Genomic DNA, 24,267 nt, shown 5'->3' with positions numbered 1-24,267 from the left:
GCGCGGTGCATATGAAATTGCTGGAGATCTTCTGGGACGACATCCCGTACGTCGTTATTTCCATCGCGGTCGTCGGCGCCTGGTGGCGGTACCGCTACGACAAGTTCGGCTGGACCAGCCGTTCCTCGCAGCTCTACGAGTCGCGGTTGCTGTCCATCGCCAATCCGCTGTTCCACTTCGGCAGCCTCGCGGTGATCATGGGTCACGTCATGGGACTGTTCGTTCCCGAGTCCTGGACCCGAGCGGTCGGGATGAGTGATCACCTCTATCACCTGCAGGCGCTGCTACTGGGCGTCCCGGCCGGTGCCGCCACCCTGCTGGGCATCGGGCTGCTCATCTACCGGCGACGCACCCGCGCGGCGGTGTCCCTGGCCACCACCCGCAACGACAAACTGATGTATGTCGTGCTGGTGTGCGCACTGGTGGCCGGCCTGAGTTGCACGCTGATGGGACTTACCCACTTCGGCGAATTGCACGACTACCGGCAACGGGTGTCCGTCTGGTTCCGGTCGATCTGGATCCTCGACCCGCGCGGCGACCTGATGGTGCACGCTGCGGCGTACTACCAGATCCACGTGTTCATCGCGCTGCTGTTGTTCGCGCTGTGGCCGTTCACCCGGCTGATCCACGCGTTCAGCGCGCCGGTCGGCTACCTGTTCCGGCCCTACATCGTCTACCGCAGCCGCGCCACGGCGGAAAAACACCACTTGATCGGTTCGGCGCCGCGCCGACGGGGCTGGTGACCGCGCTGACCGAGCCGGGGGTGACCTGCCCGGTTCGCTATTAACGGGCCCCGCTGCCACAATCACCGACGTGCCATTCCGCAATGTCGCCATCGTCGCCCACGTCGACCACGGCAAAACAACCCTGGTCGACGCGATGCTGCGACAGTCCGGTGCGCTGACCCACCGTGGTGACGACACCCAGGAACGCATCATGGACAGCGGTGACCTGGAGAAGGAAAAAGGCATCACCATCCTGGCCAAGAACACGGCCGTGCACCGTCACAACGCGGACGGAACGCTGACAGTAATAAATGTCATCGACACTCCCGGCCACGCCGACTTCGGCGGCGAGGTCGAACGCGGCCTGTCCATGGTGGACGGGGTGTTGCTGCTGGTCGACGCGTCGGAGGGCCCGCTGCCGCAGACCCGGTTCGTGCTTCGCAAGGCGCTGCAGGCGCATCTGCCGGTGATTCTCGTCGTCAACAAGACCGACCGCCCCGATGCCCGGATCGGCGAGGTCGTCGACGCCAGCCACGATCTGCTGCTCGACGTTGCCTCCGACCTCGACCCCGAAGCGGCCGCGGCGGCCGAACACGCGCTGGGCCTGCCGACGCTGTATGCCTCGGGGCGCGCCGGCATCGCCTGCACCGAGCAACCCGCCGACGGCGAGGTTCCGGCCGGTGACAACCTCGACCCGCTCTTCGAAGTGCTGATGGAGCACATTCCGGCGCCCTCGGGTGACCCGGAGGCGCCCTTGCAGGCCCTGGTCACCAACCTGGACGCATCGGCGTTCCTGGGCCGGTTGGCACTGATCCGCATCTACAACGGCAAGCTGCGCAAAGGCCAGCAGGTGGCGTGGATGCGCGAAGTGGACGGGGTGCCCGTCATCACCAACGCCAAGATCACCGAACTGCTGGCCACCGAGGGCGTCGAGCGCAGCCCGACAGAGGAGGCGACAGCAGGAGACATTGTTGCGGTGGCAGGGCTGCCCGAGATCATGATCGGCGACACCCTTGCCGACCCCGACCATGCCCACGCCCTGCCGCGGATCCACGTCGACGAACCGGCCATCTCGGTGACCATCGGCACCAACACCTCGCCGCTGGCCGGCAAGGTGTCCGGGCACAAGCTGACGGCACGCATGGTCCGCAACCGGCTGGACACCGAGTTGATCGGCAACGTCTCGATCCGGGTCGTCGACATCGGCCGACCGGACGCATGGGAGGTGCAGGGCCGAGGCGAGCTGGCGCTGGCCGTCCTGGTGGAGACGATGCGGCGCGAGGGATTCGAGCTGACCGTCGGCAAGCCGCAGGTGGTCACCAGAACGATCGACGGCAAGCTGCACGAGCCGTTCGAAGCGATGACGATCGACTGCCCCGAGGAATTCGTAGGTGCGATCACGCAGCTGATGGCCGCCCGCAAGGGGCGCATGGAGGAGATGACCAACCACGCGGCCGGCTGGGTCCGGATGGACTTCATCGTGCCCAGCCGCGGCCTGATCGGCTTCCGCACCGACTTCCTCACTCTCACGCGCGGCACCGGCATCGCCAACGCGGTGTTCGACGGCTACCGGCCGTGGGCCGGCGAGATTCGCGCCCGCCACACCGGCTCGCTGGTGTCCGACCGCACCGGCACCATCACCCCGTTCGCGCTGATCGCGCTCGCCGACCGCGGCCAGTTCTTCGTCGAACCGGGTCAGGACACCTACGAAGGCATGGTCGTCGGGATCAACCCGCGGGCCGAGGACCTCGATATCAACGTCACCCGGGAGAAGAAGCTCACCAATATGCGGTCCTCGACCGCCGACGTCATCGAGACCCTGGCCAAGCCCCTCGAGCTCGACCTGGAGCAGGCCATGGAGTTCTGCGCCCAGGATGAATGCGTCGAGGTGACCCCGGAGATCGTCCGGGTGCGCAAGGTCGAGCTGGACGCCACCTCACGCGCCCGCAGCCGCTCGCGCGCCAAGGCACGCGGGTAGGCCGCGTGCACCTCGATACCCTGATTGGCGTGCTGCACCGAGCCCGTCACGTCCTGGTGGCGATCGGCGTGCTGGTAGCGGCCATCGGTCTGGTGTTGTCGGGGTGCACAGTGAGCCCGCCGCCGGCGCCGCAGAGCACCGACACCCCGCACAACACACCACCGCCGCCGCAGCATCCCACCCAGATCATCATGGGTATCGACTCGATCGGGGCCGGCTTCAACCCACACCTGCTCTCGGACCTGTCTCCGGTGAACGCGGCGATCAGCGCCCTGGTGCTGCCGAGCGCGTTCCGCCCGGTGCCGGACCCCAATTCGTCGACCGGCTCACGTTGGGAGATGGACCCCACGCTGCTGGTGGCAGCCGACGTGACGAGCGAGAACCCGTTCACGGTGACCTACAAAATACGGCCGGAAGCGCAGTGGACCGACAACGCGCCGATCGCCGCCGACGACTTCTGGTACCTGTGGCGGCAGATGGTGAGCCAGCCCGGCGTGGTGGATCCGGCCGGTTATGACCTCATTACCAACGTCCAGTCGCTCGAGGGGGGCAAGACGGCCGTCGTCACCTTCGCGCAGCCGTACCCGGCGTGGCGGGAGTTGTTCAACAACCTGTTGCCGGCGCACATCGTCAAGGACGTGCCGGGCGGTTTCGCATCCGGGTTGGCGCGCGCCCTGCCGGTCACCGGCGGGCAATTCCGGGTGGAGAACATCGACCCGCAGCGCGACGAGATCCTGATCGCCCGCAACGACCGCTACTGGGGGCCGCCCGCCAAACCGGCGCTCATCCAGTTCCGGCGGGCCGGCGCGCCGGCCGCCCTGGCCGATTCGGTGCGCAACGGCGACACCCAGGTGGCCCAGGTACATGGCGGGTCGGCCGCGTTCGCCCAGCTGTCGGCGATCCCCGACGTGCGGACCGCCCGGATCGTGACGCCCCGGGTGATGCAGCTGACGCTGCGGGCGAACGAGCCCAAGCTGGCCGACTCACAGGTCCGCAAGGCGATCCTGGGGTTGGTCGACGTCGACCTGCTGGCCGCGGTCGGGGCGGGCAGCGACAACACCGTCACCCTGGCCCAGGCGCAGATCCGTTCACCCAGTGACCCCGGCTATGTGCCGACCGCGCCGCCGGCCATGAGTTCGACGGCGGCGATGGGGCTCCTGGAGGCCGCCGGCTTCCAAATCGAAAGCAGCACATCGGTTTCACCGGCGCCCAGCTCGACGACCGCGCCGGTGAGCACCGGTCCGCCGGAGGTCATCCGCGGCCGAATCAGCAAGGACGGCAAGCAGTTGGCGTTGGTGATCGGGGTGGCGGTCAACGACCCGACGTCGGTCGCCGTGGCCAACACCGCCGCCGATCAGCTGCGCAACGTCGGTATCGCCGCGAGCGTGCTGGCGCTGGATCCGGTGACGCTGTATCGCGACGCGCTCGCCAACCACCAGGTGGACGCGTTGGTGGGTTGGCATCAGGCCGGCGGAAACCTGGCCACTTCCTTGGCATCTCGGTTCGGGTGCCCGGCCCTGCAGGCCACTGAGGTACCCGCCCCGAATGCTCCCCCTACTACTACATCGTCGACGTCGCCGGCTGCCACGACCCAGGCGGCACCGGACACCACCTCACCGCTGACGACGCCGAGCCGCCAGCCCGATCCGGGCGCACTGGTGAAAGCGCCGTCGAACCTCACCGGGATTTGCGACCGCAGTATCGAGTCGAACATCGAAGCCGCCCTCAATGGGTCGAAGAACATCAGTGATGTGATCACCGCGGTGGAGCCGCGGCTGTGGAACATGTCGACCGTGCTGCCCATCCTGCAGGACACCACGATTGTGGGCGCCGGCCCCAGCGTGCAGAACGTCAGCCTGACCGGCGCAGTGCCGGTCGGCATCGTTGGCGACGCCGGTCAGTGGGTCAAGACCGGGCAATAGCCCGAAATCCATGCCATACAGATCATTTGGGCGCGATCTCGAAACTGGGCGCATGGCGAGCGGCTTAGTGGGGACCGGCCAATTTGGCCTGCGACAAATTGTTACAAAAATCTACGTTTAGAAATCGCATGCTCCGGTCAACCCCCGCGATACGCTTCGGTCGGGGGTAGAGGGCACCTGATCGGGCCGGGGTAAGCCAGCAATCATTGCGGTGAGGGGTCGGTCCATGTCATATGTCTTTGTCGAGCCACAAATAATGTCGGCGTTCGGCGCAGATCTGTCCGGTATTGGGTCGGCGCTGGGCGCCGCCAATGCGGCAGCGGCTGCGTCGACTACGAGCGTGCTAGCCGCGGCCGCCGATGAAGTGTCGGTGCAGATCGCCGCGCTGTTCTCCAATAATGCGGCGGGTTATCAACAGGTCAGCGCGCAGGTCGCGGCCTCCTATGAACGGTTCGTCCAGGCCGTGACCGCCGGCGCCGGAGCTTATGCTGCGGCAGAAGCGAATACGGCGCAGGCTCTGGTCAACGGGCTGGCCGCCCCGACCGTGTCGCTCGAGGGGATCGGCCAGGCGTGGGCCGGTTTCACCTCCAACATCGTCAATGCCCAGGTGTCGTTCAACCAGTCGTTGGTGGGCACCGAGGTGGCGCTGCGGCAGGCACTATTCGGCGGCGGGAACGCAGTCTCCAATGCCGTCGACGCCGGCTTGAACGTCGCGAACTCGTTCGTCGGCGGGGGCCAGCAGGCCTTCAATGTCCTTATCGGAGCACAGGTTCCGGCCAACTTCAACACCAGCCTGGCCATCAACAGCGCACTTGACGCCAACGTGGGGCCGGGCCTGCTCTCAGGTGCCTTCAGCGGTGGGCTTTCGGGTCTCGGCGCTCAACTCAACGCTGCCCTGTCGGGCAATGTGAGTGGCGGCTTGCCGGACTTCACTGCCCTCGGTAATGCGTTCGGGGCCAACGTGAATGCGGGCCTCACGAGTCTCGCGCAGACCGGCGGGATGCTGGCGACCAGCCTCAGTTCCGGCCTGTCCGGCCTGGCCCAGACCGGTGGTTCGCTGGCAGCCAACCTCAATGCCGCGCTGTCCGGTTTGCCGGGCGGTTTCGATGTGAGCCTGCCGGCACTGACGGGCGGGTTCACCGCGAATCTGCCTGCGCTGGTTGCCAATGTGACCGGCGGGTTCCCGGGTCTGGGTGCTCAGTTGAGTGCCGCGCTGAACGGGGCGCTGTCGGGCAATTTGGCGCTGCCGAACTTCGCGTTGCCGAACTTCAACTTCGCGCTGCCGAATTTCGGGCTGCCCAACGTGAGCTTCACGTTGCCCAACAACTTCACGTTGCCGAACTTCAACTTCGCATTGCCGAACTTCGGGCTGCCCAACGTGAGCTTCACGTTGCCCAACAACTTCACGTTGCCGAACTTCAACTTCGCGATACCCAACTTCGCAGCCCTGACGCAGGCCGGCGCCACCTGGGCCGGCAACCTGAGTGCCGGACTGACCAACTTGAACCTGACGCTGCCGGCGCTCAGCGGTCAGATCAATGCGGCGCTGACCGGGGCCGTCAACGGCGACACGGCAGGGCTCAACGCGCTGGTGAACGCGGTGGCGGCCCTTCCGACAACGGGGCTGGCGGGCTTCGAGCAACTGCAGAGCGGCATGTTGAGCGGACTGGTTGCCAACGAAGTCGCGTTCAACCAGACGCTCGTCGCCAACGAGGTCGCGCTGTTGGGCGCACCGGCACTGGCTGGGCCGGTGGGCTACGCCGTCAACGCGGGGAACTTGTTGGTGGGTACCGGCGAGCAACTCGTCAACGCTCTCGTCGGCGCCCCAGCTGCCAACTTGACCGGCGACCTGATCGTCAACGGCGCGCTGGAGGCGCCCGGCTTCCCGATCGGCGGCGGCCTGACAGGTGTTGCCCATCAACTGCTTTCGCTGAACGCGGCGTTGGGCGGTGTGCCGGGCCTCGACACTTCGCTGTTGACGCAGCTGAACCTCACTCCGACCAGCTTGCAGGGGTTGGTGGACAGCCAGTTGGCGTTCAACGCCAACCTGGTGGCCAACGAGCAGTTGTTCCAGACAATGGTGTTCGGGACCGGTGGCGCCCTCAACGGCGCGGTGAACAATGCCTTCAACGGGTTGAACCTGCTGCTGGTCGGTACGCCGCAGGGGGCCATCAACGCCCTGCTGGGCGCCCCGGCCGTGGACCTGACGGGCAGCCTGCTGGTGACCGCGCCGGGCGACGTCTTCGGCGGCGTCACCGCCGGCGGCCTGCTGGGTGCGTTCGAGCAGAAGTGGTTGTTCGACGCGTCGGTGCTGAGCAGCTTGTTGTCCCCGATCCAGGTGACCCTGACCGGCGGACTGCCCAGCCTGCTCGCCAACATCAACGCCAACTTGACGGCCGCCCTCACCGGCACCGGCACAATCGGCGGCTCGGTCGGCGGCACGGTCGGCGGCAATGTCGGCGGGGGTGGCTAACCGCTGCACCTGAAGCATCCCCTGATCGGCCCGTCATCCCAGTGGTGACGGGCCGATTGGGTTCGGCCTCCTCATTCGCCCAGCGAATAAATGTCCGCGGGGCGAACAGATATGAGTTAGTCCAGTCCAGTTCATAGAAACCGCCTGAGCGGGTCCTGCGACGTCGATACCATCCTGAATAGCGACACGACAGCCGGGGAGGGCCGTCATGTCAGCGACGGGGAGGTTTTGCCATGTCCTATGTGAACGTCGTGCCGGAGTTTCTGGCATCTGCCGCAACTGATCTGGCGGGCATCGGCTCGACGATCGGGGCTGCCGGTTCGTCGGCGGCTGCCGCGACCACGGCGGTGTTGCCGGCCGGCGCCGATGAGATATCGGCGGCCGTCTCGGCGCTTTTCGGCGCGCACGGGCAGGCATTTCAGGCTCTCAATGCCCAAGCCGCGCAGTTTCACGAGCAGTTTGTGCAGATCATGCGAAGTACAGCGGCTGCCTTCGCCGGCGCGGAGGCGGCCAATGTCTCACCGCTGCAGGCGATGGCGGCGGCCGCATCGCCGATGCAACAACTGGAACAGGCGCAGATCGCCTTCGGTTCCAATGTGGTGGCTAACGAGCTCACGTTCAACAATGCGCTGCTGAGTAATGAACTGGGTTTGGAGCGAAGCTTTTTCGGCACTGACACCGCTCTCAACGGCGTGATCAACCGCGGCTTCAACGCCGGGAATCTGTTGGTGGGCACCGGTGAGCAGGCCTTCAATGGTCTTGTGGGTGTTCAAGTTCCGCCCACGTTTACTTCGACTCTCTTGACCGGTAGTGCGGCACAGGTCTTCAACAGCGGCGCCATCGGCGGTCCGCTCGGCGCATTCGATCAAAGCCTCGCGGCCGGTGCTAATTTCGCCGGCTTGTTCGTGGGCAGCGCGCCAGGCCAGGCACTGCTGAGTGCGCTTCCCGCGCCAGCGCAGTCGTTGTTGAGCTCGCCGGCCAGTTTCCTGCAGCAGATACAAACGGCGCAGGTCAACTTCAACACCAATCTGGTCAACAGCGAAATGAACTTCAACCACAGCCTGGTGGCCAACGAAGTCGCCTGGGAGCAACAGGTTTTCCACACCGACAGCGCCCTGAACGGTGCGCTGAACCGCGGGTTCAACATCGGAAACCTGTTGCTGGGCACGGGCGAGCAAGGAGTGAACCTGTTCACCGGGGCGCAGGTGCCGACGAACTTCACCGAAGGGCTGTTGTTGGGCACCGCGGCCCAGCCGTTCAACGGTGGCCAGATCGGCGGCCTGCTCGGCGCTTTCGACCAGAGCACGGAGGCGGGGCTGGATCTGGCTGGACTGATCACCGGCGCCTGACGGCGCCCGGAAGTTGCAGCGCAGCTTAATTAGTATGCGCTGCAGTGGATTTCGGCGGTATCACGGTGTCGACGATCAGGGACAGTTCGCGGCGGGTGGGCGGGGTCCCGGTGAGCATGAAGTGCTGGTTGATCAAAGCCGATCCGATGCGAGCGGTCAGCGGCGTAAGTGTCGCCGGATCAATATCACCCTCGTGCACCGCGGTCTTCAGTATCGATTCGACGATCTTCACGCGTGGCACCACCACCGCGTCGACGAAGATCGCGCGCAGTTCGGGTTCGTGAATCAGCTGACTGATGATCTCCAGGCCCGGAAAATCGGTCTTGCCGGCCAACACATCGCGGTGAGCCGTGAACACCGCCAGCAGGTTCTCCCGGGTTGACCGGCCGGCCCGCGGCTCCGGCAACGGCGGCACGTTGTGTGTCATGGCGGCCTGCACCAGGTCATGCTTGCTGGCCCAGCGCCGGTACAAAGCGGCCTTTCCGGTGTGTGCGCGCGCCGCAATGCCCTCCATGGTCAGCCCGCCATAGCCGACCGCGGCCAGCTCCGCCAAAGTAGCGGAATAGAGCGCCCGTTCGAGAACTTCGCCGCGCCGGCGGCTGCGGCTGGCGCTCGGTGTGGTGCTGGTCCCCTGCGGCATTGGTCGATAGTAGCCGTTAGCGTTCCTATCGTTCACTAAAGGCGGTTTTTCGGCTGTCTACGGGTCGGCGGTAGGGTTCGTCCATGCCTGAGACGCCGCGGCTGCTGTTCGTGCATGCACATCCCGACGACGAAAGCCTGGCCAACGGCGCCACCATCGCGCACTACACCGCACGCGGAGCGCAAGTGCATGTCGTGACCTGCACCCTGGGCGAGGAGGGTGAGGTCGTGGGTGACCGTTGGGCCCAACTCGCCGTCGACCATGCGGATCAACTCGGTGGCTACCGCATCAGCGAACTCAGCCGGGCATTGCACGCGTTGGGCGTCAACGGTCCGGTTTATCTCGGTGGCGCGGGGCGCTGGCGGGACTCCGGCATGGCCGGCACCGAACCGCGCGGCAGGCGCCGATTCGTGGACGCCGACGAACGGGAAGCCGTCGGCGCCCTCGTCGCGCTGATCCGCGACATGCGCCCGCACGTGGTGGTGACCTACGACCCCAACGGCGGCTACGGCCATCCGGACCACATCCGCACCCACACCGTCACCACCTCGGCAGTGGCTGCCGCCGGCCGCTCGGACGACTACCCGGGCGACCCGTGGTCGGTGCCCAAGTTCTACTGGACGGTCCTGGCCCGGGACGCCATGATTGCCGGCCTGCGGGCCCTGGTGCCCGAGGACCTTCGACCGGAGTGGACGCTGCCGCCGGAAGACATTCCCTTCACCTTTCTCGACGACGACATCAACGCCGTTGTCGAGGCCGGCGCGGACGCGCACGCCGCCAAGGTCGCCGCCCTCGCCGCGCACGCCACCCAACTCACCGTCGGCGCGACCGGACGCGCCTGCGCGCTCTCGAATAACCTTGCGCTGCCTATCCTCCCGCAAGAGCACTACATTCTGGTCGCCGGTGCGGCGGGGGAGCGGGACGAACGTGGCTGGGAAACGGATTTGCTTGCCGGTCTGGGCATCACTGGTCCGGGCAACTAGGCTTTGACACAGGCCGTTTCGGAAAGGAAGCCGCCTCGGAAAGGAAGAGGAAGGAATTTCCATGGACCCCGACCTGGACCCTAACTTGCAGCACTGGCAGGACCGACTCGACAGTATGCAGTGGGTCATCGGATCGATCCTCTCGCAGATCGACAGCGTCCCAACCTGACCGACATCAAGCCACGCGCCGTCTCGATCGAAGAGACCGGCGCGACGGATCCGGCTATCCGTTTTGTTGTCTTGGCGCTGCTGGCCGTCGACGGGGTGCTCTCCGCGCTGGCCGGGGCGCTGCTCCTGCCCTCCTACATCGGCTCCACTCCGTTTCCGATCAGCGCATTGATCAGTGGGCTGGTCAACGCCGCCCTGGTGTGGGCGGCAAGCCGCTGGACCACCTCGCCGCGAATGGCCGCATTGCCGTTGTGGACCTGGCTGCTCACCGTGGCGGTGGCGAGCCTGGGTGGTCCCGGGGGCGACATCATCCTCGGCGGCCAGGGCGTGATGGCGTACGCGGCCCTGGTGCTGATCGTGCTGGGCGTCGCGCCACCCGTATGGGTGCTGTGGCGACGCAGAACCCGTCCGTGAGCCGTTACGGGAAGAACGGCGGCAACGGTGGCAGCGGCGGCAAGAAACTGCGGATCCAGTACCACTCGGTGTAGAGGAACTGGTTGATCGACGCCGATGTCGCCGCCCAGAAGTTGGCCAGGCCCTGACTGAAGCTGACCGTTCCAGCCAGCCAGTCAAGGGTATTGAAAAGCCCGGCCTGAACCATGGGTTCGAACAGGTAGTAGAAGAAGTTGATCTGCGGCGCCAGGATCCCCACGTATGGCAACCAGCCCGCAGCGTAAGCGGCCAGGTTGAAGCCGTACGCCACATACGGCTCAACGAAGTTGTACAGATTCTGGATGGAAGTGGCCCACGATACGGGGATCACCGCAGCGGGCGCCGCCGCGGCGGCCAACGGTCCCGCCAATGCGCGGGTGGCGGTCAAACCGCCTAAACCGCCGGTTGGCGTCAGTCCCAGCACGCTCAGCAGGTTGCCGGCCGGCACACCCTGCAGCGCACTCTGCACCTGTGTAGCGGCCCTCGCGGCGGCACCGGCCAGACTTGGCGCCCCCGGTCCGATCAGCGGGTGTCCCAGCAGTTGCTGCGCGGGCGCGTTGACCGCATCGGCCAGGGTCCGCGCCGCGCTGCTCTCGGCGTTGGCGTAGGACGCGGCACTCGAGCCAAGGGCCTGGACGAACTTCTCGTGGAAGGCCGAGATCTGGGAGCTGAGCTGCTGATATCCCTGGGCATGCGTTGAGAACAGCGCCGCGACCTGCGCTGATACCTGATCCGCGGCGGCTGCCACCACGCCGGTGGTGGGCAGCGACGCGGCGGCATTGGCTGAACTGATCTCCGATCCGATGCCGGCGATGTTGGAGGCGGCCGCCTTCAGCGCCTCCGGATCCGCGTGCAAAAAGGACATCCCGCTCACCCCCTACTCGATATCAGGTCGGCAATGCCCGGCGATCCTCTCGCTGGGCTGACAGGCACCGATTTTATCCCGATCGTCGCCGCTAGTTCGCCAGTTGGCCAAATGGACCCCCTGGCACGGCTGCTGGTCAGTCGCGTGCCGGGCGCCGGCTGCCGCTACTGTTGCGAAGTGGGACCGGGGCTGCCCGGATTCTCACGGCCTGGATTGTTCTCACAGGGTGGGACGTGCGGATGAAATCAGAGAGCGGGGAAGTTACACCAACGTGCCAGTAACACCGGGGCCACCGGAGCCGACGGTTTTGCCCAGTCCCGTCGTGCCACCCAGAGTCAGTAGCTCGGCATTGCGCCGGGTGCTGCGCCGGGCCCGGGACGGTGTCGTCCTCAACATCGATGAAGCGGCCATCGCGTTGTCGGCGCGCGGCGACGATCTGACCGATCTGTGTGCCAGCGCGGCCCGTGTCCGGGACGCGGGCCTGGAATCGGCCGGGCGTCGCGGTGCCACCGGCCGGTTGCCGATCAGCTACTCGCGCAAGGTATTCCTCCCGGTCACTCACCTGTGCCGGGACACCTGCCACTACTGCACGTTCGTCACCGTTCCGGGCAAGCTGCGCGCCCAGGGCATGGGTATGTATATGGAGCCCGACGAGATCCTCGACGTCGCGCGCCGCGGTGCCGAGCTCGGTTGCAAGGAAGCGTTATTCACCCTCGGCGATCGGCCCGAGGACCGCTGGCCGCAAGCGCGCGAGTGGCTCGACGAACGTGGCTACGACTCGACCCTGTCCTACGTGCGGGCCATGGCGATCCGGGTGCTCGAAGAGACCGGGTTGCTGCCGCATCTGAACCCGGGTGTCATGACGTGGTCGGAGATGTCCCGGCTCAAGCCGGTGGCGCCGTCGATGGGCATGATGCTGGAGACGACGTCGCGGCGGCTGTTCGAAACCAAGGGTTTGGCGCACTACGGCAGTCCCGATAAGGACCCGGCGGTACGGCTGCGCGCGTTGACCGACGCCGGCCGGCTGTCCATTCCGTTCACCACCGGGCTGTTGGTGGGTATCGGCGAGACGCTGACGGAGCGAGCCGATACGTTGCACGCGATCCGCAAGTCGCACAAGGAGTTCGGCCATATTCAGGAAGTGATCGTGCAGAACTTCCGGGCCAAGGAGCACACGGCGATGGCGGACGTGCCGGACGCCGGCATCGAGGACTACCTGGCGACGGTGGCGGTGGCCCGGCTGGTGCTGGGGCCGGGCATGCGCATCCAGGCGCCGCCGAACCTGGTGTCCCGCGACGAATGTCTGGCACTGGTAGCGGCCGGCGTCGACGACTGGGGCGGCGTCTCGCCGCTCACGCCCGACCACGTCAACCCCGAACGGCCCTGGCCCGCACTGAATGACCTGGCTGACGTCACCGCCGAGGCCGGGTACGACCTGGTGCAACGGCTGACCGCACAGCCCAGGTACGTGCAGGCGGGCGCGGCGTGGATCGATCCGCGGGTGCGCGGACACGTTGTGGCGCTTGCAGATCCGGCAACCGGGTTGGCTCGCGATGTCAACCCGGTGGGCATGCCGTGGCAGGAGCCCGACGAGGTGGCATCTGCGGGCCGGGTGGACCTGGGCGCCGCGATCGACACCGAAGGCCGCAACACCGAGGCGCGCAGCGACCTCGACAGCGCGTTCGGGGATTGGGAATCCATCCGTTCGCGGGTCAGCGAGCTGGCCTCGCGCGCGCCGGAACGCATCGACACCGACGTTCTGGCCGCGCTTCGCTCGGCGGAACGCGACCCCGGCGGCTGCACGGACGACGAGTATCTCGCCCTGGCCACCGCTGACGGGTCCGCGCTGGAAGCCGTTGCCGCACTGGCTGATTCGTTGCGCCGCGACGTGGTCGGCGACGACGTGACCTACGTGGTGAACCGCAACATCAACTTCACCAATATCTGCTACACCGGCTGCCGGTTCTGCGCCTTCGCCCAACGCAAAGGGGATGCCGACGCGTACTCGCTGTCGGCGCAGGAGGTCGCCGACCGCGCCTGGGAGGCGCACGTGGCGGGGGCCACCGAGATCTGCATGCAGGGTGGCATCGACCCCGAGTTGCCGGTCACCGGTTATGCGGATCTGGTGCGGGCGGTCAAGGCGCGGGTGCCCTCGATGCACGTGCACGCGTTCTCCCCGATGGAGATCGCCAACGGTGTGACCAAGAGCGGGCTGAGCATCCGCGAGTGGCTGACCGGGTTGCGCGAGGCGGGATTGGACACCATCCCGGGTACCGCGGCAGAGATTCTGGACGACGAGGTGCGCTGGGTGCTCACCAAGGGCAAGTTGCCGACCTCGCTGTGGGTGGAGATCGTGACCACCGCGCACGAGGTGGGCCTGCGGTCGTCGTCGACCATGATGTACGGCCACGTCGACACCCCGAAGCACTGGGTCGGGCACCTCAACGTGCTGCGCGGCATTCAGGACCGCACCGGTGGCTTCACCGAGTTCGTGCCGCTGCCGTTCGTGCACCAGAATTCGCCGCTCTATCTGGCCGGCGCCGCGCGGCCCGGGCCGACCCACCGCGACAACCGCGCGGTGCACGCACTGGCGAGGATCATGCTGCACGGGCGCATCGCGCACATTCAGACCAGCTGGGTGAAGCTCGGCGTGGAGCGCACCCGGGTGATGCTCAACGGTGGTGCCAACGACCTGGGCGGCACGCTGATGGAGGAGACCATCTCGCGGATGGCCGGCTCGGAGCACGGCTCGGCGAAGTCGGCGGCCGAATTGGCCGCGATCGCGGAGGGAATCGGCCGCCCGGCGCGTCAGCGCACGACGACCTACGCGACGCTGGCCGCCTAGCTCGCGCATCACTGGGTATTCCCACGTCGTGCGGACAGGGAATCACCGGAAGATAGACAGCGACCGATTTCCCGAATGGCGGCCGTTCGTCGATGCTGTGCAGCGGCGCCGCCCAGACGCAGGCACCTGGTGCGAAGCCTGGACGGTGCGCGACGTCGTCGCTCATCAAGCCGGAAACGCCGAGGAACTGGCCCGCGTGCTGGGCGCCTATCTGGCAGGCGAGGCCGTTGAGACCCGCGGCTTCGAGCGTGAGGACCCACTTCGCGCGATGAACGATGCGGATTTGTGGAACGCGCTGCACGAACGGATGGCCGGCCTGAACGAGGTCGCGGAAGCCGCCGACGAGGTTCCCGCCGATGCCGACGTCGCCTGGACGGGACGCACCATGAAGGTGGCGTGGTTCGCCGAGCACATGCGCGAAGAGCTGGTGTTGCACGGCTGGGACGTGACTGGCGACGAGACGGCGGCGCAGACCCGGCTGGCCGAACCCTGGATGACGACCCACAGTGTGTTGGCGGTGGGACGTCCGCTGCTGGCCAAAGGGGCCAGGGACCTGCGGCCGGACGAGCGCATCGAGGCCAGACTGCGAGTTCAGGGCACCGACCCGGAAATGACCGATGTCGTACTCAGTGCTGATTCCGACGGAACCGCTATCGCGCTCGCGCCTCCCGAAGGAGCGGCCACCTTGGAAACGGACAGCGCCGCGCGAGTATTGCTGCTCTGGGGCCGACGCCCGAGCGACCCGTCCCGGATCTGCAGTCGCGTCGGTCCGGAAACGTTAGGCCGGGTACGACGGCTGCTGAGCGGCTACTGAGCAAGCCAAAAAAACCGCGAGCGTAACGCCGGCGCTACTCCTGGCGGAATGGCGCGGTGGCGTTACGCTCGCGGGTCTCGAACTCAGTAGTTGTTGCAGACACCTGCGACGTCATTGACGACGCCGATGTACTGCGAAGCTCCAGGCATGGCCTGCAGCTGCGCGGCCATCTGCGCCCGAGCCGGCGGCGGCGAAGCCAGGAACCGCTGCAGGTAGCTCTGCGCGATCGGCGACGAGTTGAACTGTGCCGCCGCTCCCGGGTTGGTCGCGTTCAGCGCGGCGATCACCTGCGGGTAACTGCAGGTGGTGTTGACGACTCCGTCGAACGGATCTGCCGAGGCGACACCGGCTCCCAAACCCAACGACACGGCGGCGGCGCCGGCGGCGACACCCATTCCGATAAACGACAGCCTCATATTGTGGATACCTTCCCCAACTATTGCACCGCTAGCTTCAACGGCGACGACATCTGCCCAGCGGTTGCCGTCTCCGATCAAGGCTACCAGGCCCCCTGGACTTGCTCCTACGCAAATTGTTATCGCACGGCAGTGTGCGGATGTAACTATTCCCAGGTCAGGAGCGTGTAAACCGCTGTTTCGCGATCAGCGAAATCGAGGGCCCGCCGACCAGTCACAGGCGGGACGCAAGTTCGGTGCCCTGCCGGATGGCTCGTTTGGCGTCCAATTCGGCGGCCAGCCCGGCGCCGCCGATGACGTGCGCCGCCACCCCGACGCGCCGCAGCTCCTTCTCCAGGTCGCGCACCGACTCCTGGCCGGCGCACAGCACCACGTTGTCCACCGGCAGCAGCCGGGGCCGGGCCTTGCCGATGCGGATGTGCAGGCCGTCGTCGCTGACGCGTTCGTAGCTCACCCCGGAGAGCTGGCGGACGCCCTTGGCTCGCAGCGATGCCCGGTGCACCCACCCGCTCGTCTTGCCCAGCCGCGTGCCCTGGGGACCTGCGGTGCGCTGCAACAGGTACACCTCACGAGCCGGCGGCGCCGGCAGGGCAGTGGTCAGGGACCCGCGCGTTGAATGGGCTCGGCCGGGATCGAGGCCGGGGTCGACTACGCCCCACTCTGTTCGCCAGTCTCTGACGTTCAGCGTCGGCGACTCATCGGTGACCAACAGCTCGCTGACGTCGAATCCGATGCCGCCCGCCCCGATCACCGCGACGGATTTGCCGACCGCGCTGACCCCGGTGATCGCCTCGGCATAGGTCAGCACCTTGGGGTGGTCGACACCGGGAATGCGGGGGAGGCGCGGCACGACGCCGGTCGCCAGCACGATTTCGTCGAATCTGATGACGTCCGCGGCCCCGACTCGGGTGCCCAGCCGCACGTCGACGCCGTGTTTGTCCAACATCGCCGCGAAGTACCGGATGGTTTCGCTGAATTCCTCCTTGCCGGGGATCCGACGCGCCAGGTCGAACTGGCCGCCGAGGAACTCGTTGGCGTCGAACAGTGTGACCCGGTGTCCGCGCTGCGCGGCGCCGACTGCCGCGGCCAGCCCGGCCGGACCGGCTCCCACGACGGCGACCGTACGGGCGCGCCGCGTGGGTGACAGCACCAGCTTGGTCTCGTGCCCGGCCCGCGGATTGAGCAGACACGAGACCGTCTTCTTGGCGAAGGCGTGGTCCAGGCAGGCCTGGTTGCAGGCGATGCAGGTGTTGATCTCGTTCGCCCGCCCGGACTTCGCCTTGTGCACCCAGTCCGGGTCGCTCAACAACGGCCGGGCCATCGAGATCAGCTGTACCGGGGTCTCGGCCAGGATCCGCTCGGCGGCCTGAGGCATGTTGATCCGGTTGGATGCCATGACCGGAATACTGACCTGCCCGGCCAGGGCGGCGCTGATGTCGACGAAGCCGCTGTTGGGTACCGACGTGACGATCGTCGGTATCCGCGCTTCATGCCAGCCGAACCCGGAGTTGATGATCGTGGCTCCGGCCGCCTCCACTTCCCTTGCCAGCGCGACGATTTCGTCCCAGCTTTGACCGTCCTCGACGTAATCGGCCATCGACATCCGATAGCAGATGATGACGTCGGCCCCCACCGCCGCGCGGGTGCGGCGCACGATTTCCACCGGGAACCGGCGTCGGTTGGCGGACGTGCCGCCCCACGAGTCGGTGCGTTTGTTAGTCCGTGGCGCCAGGAACTGATTGACCAGATAGCCTTCGCTGCCCATGATCTCGACGCCGTCGTAGCCGGCCTCGACGGCCAGCCGTGCACACCGGACGAAATCGGAGATGGTCGATTCGACGCCGCGCCCGCTCAGCGCTCGGGGCCGAAAGGGGTTGATGGGAGCCTTGATTGACGATGCGCTGACCGAAAGCGGATGGTACGCATAGCGTCCCGCGTGCAGGATCTGCAGCAGGATCTTGGCGCCCTCGTCGTGCACCGCCCCGGTGATGCGCCGATGGCGGCGGGCTTCGGCCGGGGAGATCAGCTGCGCGGCCATCGGCAGCAGCCATCCGGTGCGGTTGGGCGCATACCCGCCGGTGATGATCAGTCCGACGCCGCCGCGGGCGCGTTCGGCGAAGTACTCGGCGAGCCGGTCGGTGTGGCCGGCACGGTCTTCCAGGCCGGTGTGCATGGAACCCATCGTGACCCGGTTGCGCAGGGTGGTGAAGCCAAGGTTCAACGGCGACAACAGGTTCGGGTACGACGTCACGGTGTCTCCGGCAGTGCCCGGCCGACCTCGTCGAGCCAGGCGATGGCGCTTTCCTCGGCGCGGATGCCGCCGCGCAGGACGAGGTACTGATGCAGCGCGGCGTCGCGCAGCCCGGACGGGTCAGGGAAGCTGCGCCGCTGCAGTCCGCGGTAGGTGTCCAGCGACGCGGCACGTTCCGCGCGCAACGCGTCGACCTGGGCGCGCACGGCGGCGATGTCGCCGTAGGCCGCCCCTCGCAGCTTGACCGCGATGTCCCGGGTGCCGTCGTCGCTCAACGCACTGCCTCGCCCGGGCCGGGTCGGCCGCAGCGGCTCGGCGATCCAGCGCGCCAGTTCTTCGCGGCCGTTACCGGAGACGGTGTAGACCCTTTTGTCGGGCCGGCCGTGCTGGGCCACCGTGGTGGCGCGTACCCAGTCCTTGTTCTCCATCGCGCGCAGGGTCCGATAGATCTGCTGGTGGGTGGCGCCCCAGAAATAGCCGATGGAGCGATCGAAGCGGCGAGCCAATTCGTAGCCGGAACCGGCCTGTTCGCACAGCGAGACCAGGATCGCGTGAGGCAACGCCACCCGCGCACCCTAGATCCGGCAGCCGCTACTATGCAACTGAGTTCATAGCAGGGCTGACTCTCGGGCGTGCCAATTGCCGGAGTTGTATGTGCGACGTTTAGTATCAGTAACCGAACGCTCACCCTCGAAGCCCCTGGGGTGATGCGACCCGCAGCCCACCTGTACATGGAGGACACGTTGAGGAGACGTCCGTGACGTACACGATCGCCGAACCTTGCGTCGACATCAAGGACAAGGCATGCATCGAAGAGTGCCCGGTCGACTGTATTTACGAGGGTGCCCGGATGCTGTTCATCCATCCCGACGAGTGCGTCGACTGTGGCGCCTGTGAGCCGGTCTGCCCGGTCGAGGCGATCTACTACGAAGACGACGTGCCCGAGCAGTGGAGCCAATACACGCAGATCAACGCCGACTTCTTCGTCGAGTTGGGCTCGCCGGGTGGTGCGGCGAAGGTCGGCATGACCGAGAACGACCCGCAAGTGGTCAAGGACCTGCCCCCACAGGGCGAAGGCGACTGAACGCGCGACAGCAACGCCGTGTGTCGGCGACGCTGCCGGAGTTCCCGTGGGACACTCTGGCCGCGGCGAAGGCCATGGCCGCGGCCCATCCGGACGGCATCGTCGACCTGTCGGTGGGCACCCCGGTCGACCCGGTTGCGCCGCTGATCCGTGCGGCGCTGGCGGCGGCCAGCTCGGCTCCGGGTTATCCCGCGACCGCAGGCACCGCGCTGTTGCGCGAGTCTGCGGTGGCCGCACTGGCCCGCCGTTTCGGCGTCACCGATGTGCCGGAGTCCGCGGTGCTGCCCGTCATCGGCACCAAGGAACTCATCGCCTGGTTGCCGACCCTGCTGGGGCTGGGCGGCGCCGATGTGGTCGTCGTGCCGGAACTGGCCTATCCCACCTACGACGTGGGTGCCCGACTTGCCGGGACGCAGATCGTGCGGGCGGATTCGCTGACCCAACTCGGCCCGCAGTCTCCGGCGCTGATCTACCTGAATTCGCCCAGTAATCCCACCGGCCGGGTGCTGGGCCTGGACCACCTGCGCAAGGTGGTGGGGTGGGCCCGCGAGCGGGGCGTGCTGGTGGCGTCCGACGAGTGCTACCTCGGGTTGTCCTGGGACGCCGAGCCTCTCTCGGTGCTACACCCCTCCGTGTGCGACGGCGACCACACCGGACTGCTCGCGATCCACTCGCTGTCGAAGAGTTCCTCGCTGGCCGGCTACCGGGCCGGCTTCGTCGCCGGGGACGGCGACGTGGTCGCCGAACTGCTGGCGGTGCGCAAGCATGCCGGGATGATCGTGCCGACGCCGGTGCAGTCCGCCATGGTGGCCGCACTCGACGACGACGAGCACGAGAAGGTGCAGCGCGAACGGTATGCGCGGCGTCGTGCGGCGCTGCTGCCGGCGCTGCGAGACGCGGGTTTCACGGTGGACCATTCCGAGGCCGGTCTCTATTTGTGGGCCAGTCGTGGCCAGGACTGCCGGGACACCGTCACCGGGCTCGCCGAACGGGGCATCCTGGTGGCGCCCGGTGATTTCTACGGCCCCGCCGGCGCGCGGCACGTGCGCGTCGCGCTGACCGCCACCGACGAACGCATCGACGCCGCCGTAGCCCGCCTGAGCTAGCCTTTCTACCGCGAGCAGTCGCGAAATCGCACATATTTCGTGGAATTTGTGCGATTTCGCGTCTGCTCGCGGGAGTGGCGCAGCAACCGAGGCAGGGGGTGCGGTTTGGCAAGTCCGGCGGGCAAGTCGGTGAGCAGGCTGCGGATCCCGCTGACGCTCGGCGACGTCCTGAAGCGGGTGTTTCTGGGCAAGCCGCTGATCACCGAGCAACTGGCCGGTGAGCGACTGTCCAACGGAGTGGCCCTGGGTGCCCTGTCCCCGGACGCGATCTCGTCGACCGCCTACGGTCCCGAACAGATCCTGATCGAGTTGCTGCCCAACGCCGGGCTGGCGGCGTTCGCGCTATTGCTGCCCGTCACCGGCGTCATCCTGTTGATCCTCATCTTGGTCGCGGCGTCCTACCGGCAGGTGGTGATGGCCTACACCCGGGCGGGCGGCTCCTACATCGTGGCGCGCGACAACTTCGGGCCCCGCGTCGCGCAGATCGCCGCCGCGGCGCTACTCATCGACTACGTGGTGACCGTGGCGGTGCAGTCGGCGGCCGGAACGGTGGCGGTGGTATCGGCCCTCCCCGCGCTGGGGTCCTACAGTTTGGAGATCACGGTCGGCGTGGTGATCCTCATCTGCTATCTGAACCTGCGCGGAATGCGGGAAGCCGGAACACCTTTCGCGGTAGCCACTTATTTCTTCATCGTCATGGTCGCCAGCACCATCGTGGTCGGCGTGGTGCGCCACCTGTTCTGGGGATTGCCGGTCTACGACCCCGCGCAGCTACCCGGAACGGTGCCGGTGCATCAGGGCAACGGTTTGGTGATGGGCGCGACGATCCTGGTGTTGTTGCGTGCCTTCGCCAACGGCGGCTCGTCGCTGACGGGCGTGGAGGCCATCTCCAACACCGTTGATCTGTTCCAGAAGCCACAGGGCCGCAACGCGCGCCGGGTGCTGACCGCGATGGCGTGCATTCTCGGGTTCCTGTTGGCCGGCGTCGCCTACCTCGCCTACGCCACCCATGCCACGCCGTATCTGACCGAATATCCTTCGGTGCTGTCCCAGATCGGTCGCGCGGTTTTCGGCAACGGCGTCATCGGGAACGTCTTCTTCTTCCTGGTGCAGGCGTCCACCGCGGCGATTCTGTTCACCGGCGCCAACACCAGCTTCAACGGCTTTCCCGCACTGGCCAGCTTTGTGGCCGAAGATCGTTTTCTGCCAAGGCAATTGATGAAGCGCGGGCATCGTCTGGTGTTCTCCAACGGCATCATCGCGCTCACCGCGCTGTCGGTGGTGCTGCTGGTGACGACAGGCGGTTCGGTCAACGCGCTGGTGCCGTTCTACGCGATCGGCGTGTTCACCGGCTTCTCCATGGCCGGCTACGGGATGACCAAACACCACCTGACGCACCGGGAACCCGGCTGGCGACACCGGCTTGCGATCAATCTGTCGGCGGGCATCCTGTCGACGGTCGTGGTGGGCATCTTCGCGGTAGCCAAATTCACCGAAGGCGCCTGGCTGGTCGTCGTGGTCTTTCCGCTGCTGGTGTTCATGCTGATCCGGCTCAACCGCGAATATCGGGCGGAGGCAGCCATTCTCGAGATGTTCCGCACCGATCGTCCGGAAATGGTGAAGTACGCCCGCCACCGCGTGTACATCTTCGTGAACTCGGTCGACCTCGCGGTGATCGAAGGACTGAGGTACGGCAAGGGATTACGGGCCGACGAGTTGATCGCGGTGCACTTCATGGTCGACGCTGCCCACGCCGCACACCTTCGGAAGCGCTGGGATGAGTTCGGTCTCGAGACGAGGCTGCGCATCGTGGACTGCCCGGACCGGCGGATCAACCGCGCGGCTCAGCTCTTGGTCGCCAAAACGAGCAAGGAGCATCCCGACACCAACGTCACGGTGCTGCTGCCGCGCCGGACCTACGCGCCGCTGCTGGGCCGACTGCTGCACGACCGCACCGCGGACAAGATCGCCCGCGCGGTAAGCCTCATTCCCGACGCCGCGGCCACCATCGTCCCCTACGACGTCGAGTCCCGGGTCAAGGAGGCCTACCCCGACCGTTTCGAGCAGCGGCTCGCAAGACGCCTCGACAAGATCGAAGCGTGGGTGTCCCAGGGCGAGGACCGCAACGTCGAGGCCTACGAACACCCGCAGCGGCCGGAGTCGGTGATCACGGTCGCCGGACTGATACCTGGGCAACGGGCCACCGTTGAAGGCCGCGTTCGTGAGGTCGAGGACATCAACGAACGCCGGCGCACGGTGCGGCGGATCGTGCTCGGAGACGACACCGGCGATCTGACCGTCACGTTCCGTCCCGGCCACGGCGGCGCCGACATCCAGCCCGGCCAGGTGCTGCGGATCACCGGCAAGGCCCGGCAGACCGGAAACCGGCCCGTCTCGATGGTCGACCCCGACTATCAGGTGCTGCAGCAGCCGCAGGAGACTCACGACGCCGGAGGTTCCGGCGAGGCGGGGGAAACTGGTTGAGAGGGCCCCACGCCGGGCAGTTAGGTTAGTTAAGGAAGGATCCGGCCGATGGCGGCCCAGGTCGACGGGAGGGAAAGTCGATGAAGCGGATAGCGGCGATATTCGTGGCTCTAGCTGGGGTGTTGTTCGCCGTAAACGGCTACCGTCCGGTCAGCAAGCGGGGCTACCTGGCGGGACATGCATTCGGCTACGGCCTCTTCGCCAGCGAGCTTCCCGTACCTGCGCTGGCTGCGCAGTTCGCCGCGCTGGCCGCCATAACGCCCCGGGTGCCGCGTCGCACCCGCCTGGTGAGCTGGTTGTTGGCGACGCTGTCCGGATTGGGTCTGGTCGGACTGCACCGCACCGGCCGGTCGGCTGACGAGGTGCTGACCGCCGCGCTGGACGAAGGTTTTGGCCCCGACCGGCGCCACGAAGCCGGCGACCTGTGGAAGCGGCCGGCCGACGACGGCGCCACGGCCAAGAAGCCCGGTCCGGCACGCATGCTGCGCATCTGGCGCCACTACGCCCACGACGTCGACATCAGCTACGGGGACTTCGGCTCGCGCAACCATCTCGACATCTGGCGGCGGCCCGACCTCGAGCGCGGCGCGCCGGCCCCGGTGCTGTTGCAGGTGCACGGCGGTGCCTGGATGGTGGGCAACAAGCGCGGCCAGGCGCATCCGCTGATGAGCCATCTCGCTGAGCTCGGCTGGATCTGCGTGTCGGTCAACTACCGGCTGAGCCCGCGGTCGACCTGGCCCGACCAGATCGTCGACGTGAAGCGGGCCATCGCCTGGACGAAGGAGAACATCGCGGAGTACGGCGGCGATCCGGATTGGATTGCGATCACCGGCGGCTCGGCCGGGGGACATCTGTCTTCCCTCGCGGCACTGACGCCCAACGAGCCGCTGTTCCAGGTCGGCTTCGAAGAGGCGGACACCCGGGTGCAGGCGGCGATCCCGTTCTACGGGTTCTACGATTTCACCCGCGACGACGCGGTTCATCCGATGATGCCGGCCATGATGGCCAAGCGGGTATTCAAGCTGGGGCGCAAGGAGATTGCGGAGCCTTTCCGTCTCGCCTCACCGATCACTCACATCTCCGAGGATGCGCCGCCGTTCTTCGTGCTGCATGGCACGAACGATTCGCTGATCCCGGTCGAGCAGGCGCGCAGCTTCACCACGCGTCTGCGGGAGGTCAGCCGCAATCCGGTGGTGTATGCCGAGTTGCCCCGAGCGCAGCACGCTTTCGACATCTTCGGCTCGGCTCGTGCCGCGCACACCGCGGTGGCCGTCGAGCAATTCCTGGCCGAGGTCTACGCCCGCGACCGGCTGGGGGCGTCTGTCGCCGGCCGACGTGTCGGATAGCTGACGCGATCGGTCAGTCGTCTGCGATCGGTTAGTCGTCTGCGATCGGTTAGTCGTCGATGTGCATCGGCGGGTCGTTGAACGCGAAGTCGCCCGAACTCTGGCCGGGACCCATCACGTCGCAATGCTTTTCCGGCGCCAGAAACGAACTGGCGCCACTGGGAATCAGACGGGCGACCGCCACGCACCGTTGCCAGGTGCCGTCCGGCTGGACGGGCCCGTCGCACTTGCTGATGAAGCCTCCCCCGTACTGGCAGCCGGCACTGGCCGGTGGGGCCGCGGCGATCAGCCCCCCAGTCATCAGTACGACAGCCAGCCCTGCGACGATGCAGTGCCTCATGGTTTCTCCCGTCGACGGCCCGGTTGGACACCACCGACGTTACCGC

The 24,267-nt window shown here is 66.9% G+C and carries 19 protein-coding genes; 13 read left to right on the top strand and 6 right to left on the bottom strand.

Annotation, left to right across the window (positions count from 1 at the left end; genetic code table 11):
• Positions 1 to 11 precede the first annotated feature (11 nt).
• The 5 genes from narI to C0J29_RS23445 all read left to right on the top strand — a co-directional run bounded on the left by narI (position 12) and on the right by C0J29_RS23445 (position 8,447).
• Positions 12 to 743: a respiratory nitrate reductase subunit gamma gene (gene narI, locus C0J29_RS23465; RefSeq protein WP_065050039.1), complete on the top strand. Its 732-nt coding sequence runs from the start codon at positions 12 to 14 to the stop codon at positions 741 to 743.
• A 70-nt stretch (positions 744 to 813) separates the two neighbouring features.
• The gene (gene typA, locus C0J29_RS23460; RefSeq protein WP_065050041.1) at positions 814 to 2,703 is read left to right on the top strand and encodes a translational GTPase TypA; all 1,890 of its coding nucleotides are present in this window, start codon (positions 814 to 816) and stop codon (positions 2,701 to 2,703) included.
• Between the two features lie 23 nt (positions 2,704 to 2,726).
• Positions 2,727 to 4,625: an ABC transporter family substrate-binding protein gene (locus C0J29_RS23455; RefSeq protein WP_065050136.1), complete on the top strand. Its 1,899-nt coding sequence runs from the start codon at positions 2,727 to 2,729 to the stop codon at positions 4,623 to 4,625.
• A gap of 226 nt (positions 4,626 to 4,851) precedes the next feature.
• Complete coding sequence (locus tag C0J29_RS34520) at positions 4,852 to 7,098, top strand: PE family protein (protein ID WP_120793700.1); 2,247 nt, start codon at positions 4,852 to 4,854, stop codon at positions 7,096 to 7,098.
• A gap of 233 nt (positions 7,099 to 7,331) precedes the next feature.
• Complete coding sequence (locus C0J29_RS23445; RefSeq protein ID WP_120793699.1) at positions 7,332 to 8,447, top strand: PE family protein; 1,116 nt, start codon at positions 7,332 to 7,334, stop codon at positions 8,445 to 8,447.
• A gap of 25 nt (positions 8,448 to 8,472) precedes the next feature.
• On the opposite strand, the gene C0J29_RS23440 is transcribed toward C0J29_RS23445, so the two are convergent.
• Positions 8,473 to 9,087 (bottom strand): TetR/AcrR family transcriptional regulator, encoded by a 615-nt coding sequence (locus C0J29_RS23440; protein ID WP_065050051.1) that lies wholly within the window; start codon positions 9,085 to 9,087, stop codon positions 8,473 to 8,475.
• A gap of 83 nt (positions 9,088 to 9,170) precedes the next feature.
• On the opposite strand from C0J29_RS23440, the gene mshB reads away from it, so the two are divergent.
• Positions 9,171 to 10,070: an N-acetyl-1-D-myo-inositol-2-amino-2-deoxy-alpha-D-glucopyranoside deacetylase gene (mshB, locus tag C0J29_RS23435; RefSeq protein ID WP_065050053.1), complete on the top strand. Its 900-nt coding sequence runs from the start codon at positions 9,171 to 9,173 to the stop codon at positions 10,068 to 10,070.
• Between the two features lie 120 nt (positions 10,071 to 10,190).
• Complete coding sequence (locus C0J29_RS23430) at positions 10,191 to 10,652, top strand: hypothetical protein (protein ID WP_120793698.1); 462 nt, start codon at positions 10,191 to 10,193, stop codon at positions 10,650 to 10,652.
• A 4-nt stretch (positions 10,653 to 10,656) separates the two neighbouring features.
• Here C0J29_RS23430 and C0J29_RS34515 read toward each other — a convergent pair whose 3' ends face one another.
• On the bottom strand, positions 10,657 to 11,535 hold the full coding sequence (locus tag C0J29_RS34515) for a PE family protein (RefSeq protein ID WP_120793697.1): 879 nt from the start codon (positions 11,533 to 11,535) through the stop codon (positions 10,657 to 10,659).
• Between the two features lie 271 nt (positions 11,536 to 11,806).
• Between C0J29_RS34515 and C0J29_RS23420 the strand changes: the two genes are divergently transcribed.
• Positions 11,807 to 14,380, top strand: coding sequence for a bifunctional FO biosynthesis protein CofGH (locus tag C0J29_RS23420; RefSeq protein WP_120794926.1), 2,574 nt, complete (start codon positions 11,807 to 11,809; stop codon positions 14,378 to 14,380).
• A gap of 52 nt (positions 14,381 to 14,432) precedes the next feature.
• The gene (locus tag C0J29_RS23415) at positions 14,433 to 15,194 is read left to right on the top strand and encodes a maleylpyruvate isomerase N-terminal domain-containing protein (protein ID WP_277950750.1); all 762 of its coding nucleotides are present in this window, start codon (positions 14,433 to 14,435) and stop codon (positions 15,192 to 15,194) included.
• 83 nt (positions 15,195 to 15,277) lie between these two features.
• On the opposite strand, the gene C0J29_RS23410 is transcribed toward C0J29_RS23415, so the two are convergent.
• The 3 genes from C0J29_RS23410 to C0J29_RS23400 all read right to left on the bottom strand — a co-directional run bounded on the left by C0J29_RS23410 (position 15,278) and on the right by C0J29_RS23400 (position 18,427).
• A complete protein-coding gene (locus C0J29_RS23410; RefSeq protein WP_065050061.1) occupies positions 15,278 to 15,610 on the bottom strand; it encodes a hemophore-related protein in 333 nt (110 codons plus the stop codon).
• A 214-nt stretch (positions 15,611 to 15,824) separates the two neighbouring features.
• Positions 15,825 to 17,861: an NADPH-dependent 2,4-dienoyl-CoA reductase gene (locus C0J29_RS23405; protein WP_120793695.1), complete on the bottom strand. Its 2,037-nt coding sequence runs from the start codon at positions 17,859 to 17,861 to the stop codon at positions 15,825 to 15,827.
• Complete coding sequence (locus tag C0J29_RS23400; RefSeq protein WP_120793694.1) at positions 17,858 to 18,427, bottom strand: PadR family transcriptional regulator; 570 nt, start codon at positions 18,425 to 18,427, stop codon at positions 17,858 to 17,860. Before C0J29_RS23400 ends, C0J29_RS23405 begins: the two co-directional genes overlap by 4 nt.
• A 191-nt stretch (positions 18,428 to 18,618) precedes the next feature.
• Here C0J29_RS23400 and fdxA point away from each other — a divergent pair, with 191 nt between their 5' ends.
• From fdxA to C0J29_RS23380, 4 genes are all read left to right on the top strand, one after another.
• Positions 18,619 to 18,945: a ferredoxin gene (gene fdxA / locus C0J29_RS23395; protein WP_065050067.1), complete on the top strand. Its 327-nt coding sequence runs from the start codon at positions 18,619 to 18,621 to the stop codon at positions 18,943 to 18,945.
• Positions 18,946 to 18,965: 20 nt separating this feature from the next.
• A complete protein-coding gene (gene dapC, locus C0J29_RS23390; protein ID WP_120793693.1) occupies positions 18,966 to 20,051 on the top strand; it encodes a succinyldiaminopimelate transaminase in 1,086 nt (361 codons plus the stop codon).
• A gap of 105 nt (positions 20,052 to 20,156) precedes the next feature.
• Positions 20,157 to 22,535, top strand: coding sequence for an APC family permease (locus C0J29_RS23385; RefSeq protein WP_242460527.1), 2,379 nt, complete (start codon positions 20,157 to 20,159; stop codon positions 22,533 to 22,535).
• A gap of 80 nt (positions 22,536 to 22,615) precedes the next feature.
• On the top strand, positions 22,616 to 23,881 hold the full coding sequence (locus C0J29_RS23380) for an alpha/beta hydrolase (RefSeq protein WP_120793691.1): 1,266 nt from the start codon (positions 22,616 to 22,618) through the stop codon (positions 23,879 to 23,881).
• Between the two features lie 49 nt (positions 23,882 to 23,930).
• On the opposite strand, the gene C0J29_RS23375 is transcribed toward C0J29_RS23380, so the two are convergent.
• Positions 23,931 to 24,221: a CDGP domain-containing protein gene (locus tag C0J29_RS23375; RefSeq protein WP_065162820.1), complete on the bottom strand. Its 291-nt coding sequence runs from the start codon at positions 24,219 to 24,221 to the stop codon at positions 23,931 to 23,933.
• Between the last annotated feature and the right edge of the window lie 46 nt (positions 24,222 to 24,267).

The organism is Mycobacterium paragordonae, from assembly GCF_003614435.1.
In the GTDB taxonomy this organism is placed as follows: domain Bacteria; phylum Actinomycetota; class Actinomycetes; order Mycobacteriales; family Mycobacteriaceae; genus Mycobacterium; species Mycobacterium paragordonae.
This window is presented reverse-complemented; position numbering and strand designations above follow the sequence as displayed.

Excerpts from the sequence above, each read along its gene's own strand:
- mshB (WP_065050053.1), top strand. The coding sequence starts at position 9,171 with ATGCCTGAGACGCCGCGGCTGCTGTTCGTGCATGCACATCCCGACGAC.
- C0J29_RS34515 (WP_120793697.1), bottom strand. The coding sequence starts at position 11,535 with ATGTCCTTTTTGCACGCGGATCCGGAGGCGCTGAAGGCGGCCGCCTCC.
- C0J29_RS23445 (WP_120793699.1), top strand. The coding sequence starts at position 7,332 with ATGTCCTATGTGAACGTCGTGCCGGAGTTTCTGGCATCTGCCGCAACT.
- C0J29_RS23410 (WP_065050061.1), bottom strand. The coding sequence starts at position 15,610 with ATGAGGCTGTCGTTTATCGGAATGGGTGTCGCCGCCGGCGCCGCCGCC.
- C0J29_RS23380 (WP_120793691.1), top strand. The coding sequence starts at position 22,616 with ATGAAGCGGATAGCGGCGATATTCGTGGCTCTAGCTGGGGTGTTGTTC.
- narI (WP_065050039.1), top strand. The coding sequence starts at position 12 with ATGAAATTGCTGGAGATCTTCTGGGACGACATCCCGTACGTCGTTATT.
- C0J29_RS23440 (WP_065050051.1), bottom strand. The coding sequence starts at position 9,087 with ATGCCGCAGGGGACCAGCACCACACCGAGCGCCAGCCGCAGCCGCCGG.
- C0J29_RS34520 (WP_120793700.1), top strand. The coding sequence starts at position 4,852 with ATGTCATATGTCTTTGTCGAGCCACAAATAATGTCGGCGTTCGGCGCA.
- C0J29_RS23375 (WP_065162820.1), bottom strand. The coding sequence starts at position 24,221 with ATGAGGCACTGCATCGTCGCAGGGCTGGCTGTCGTACTGATGACTGGG.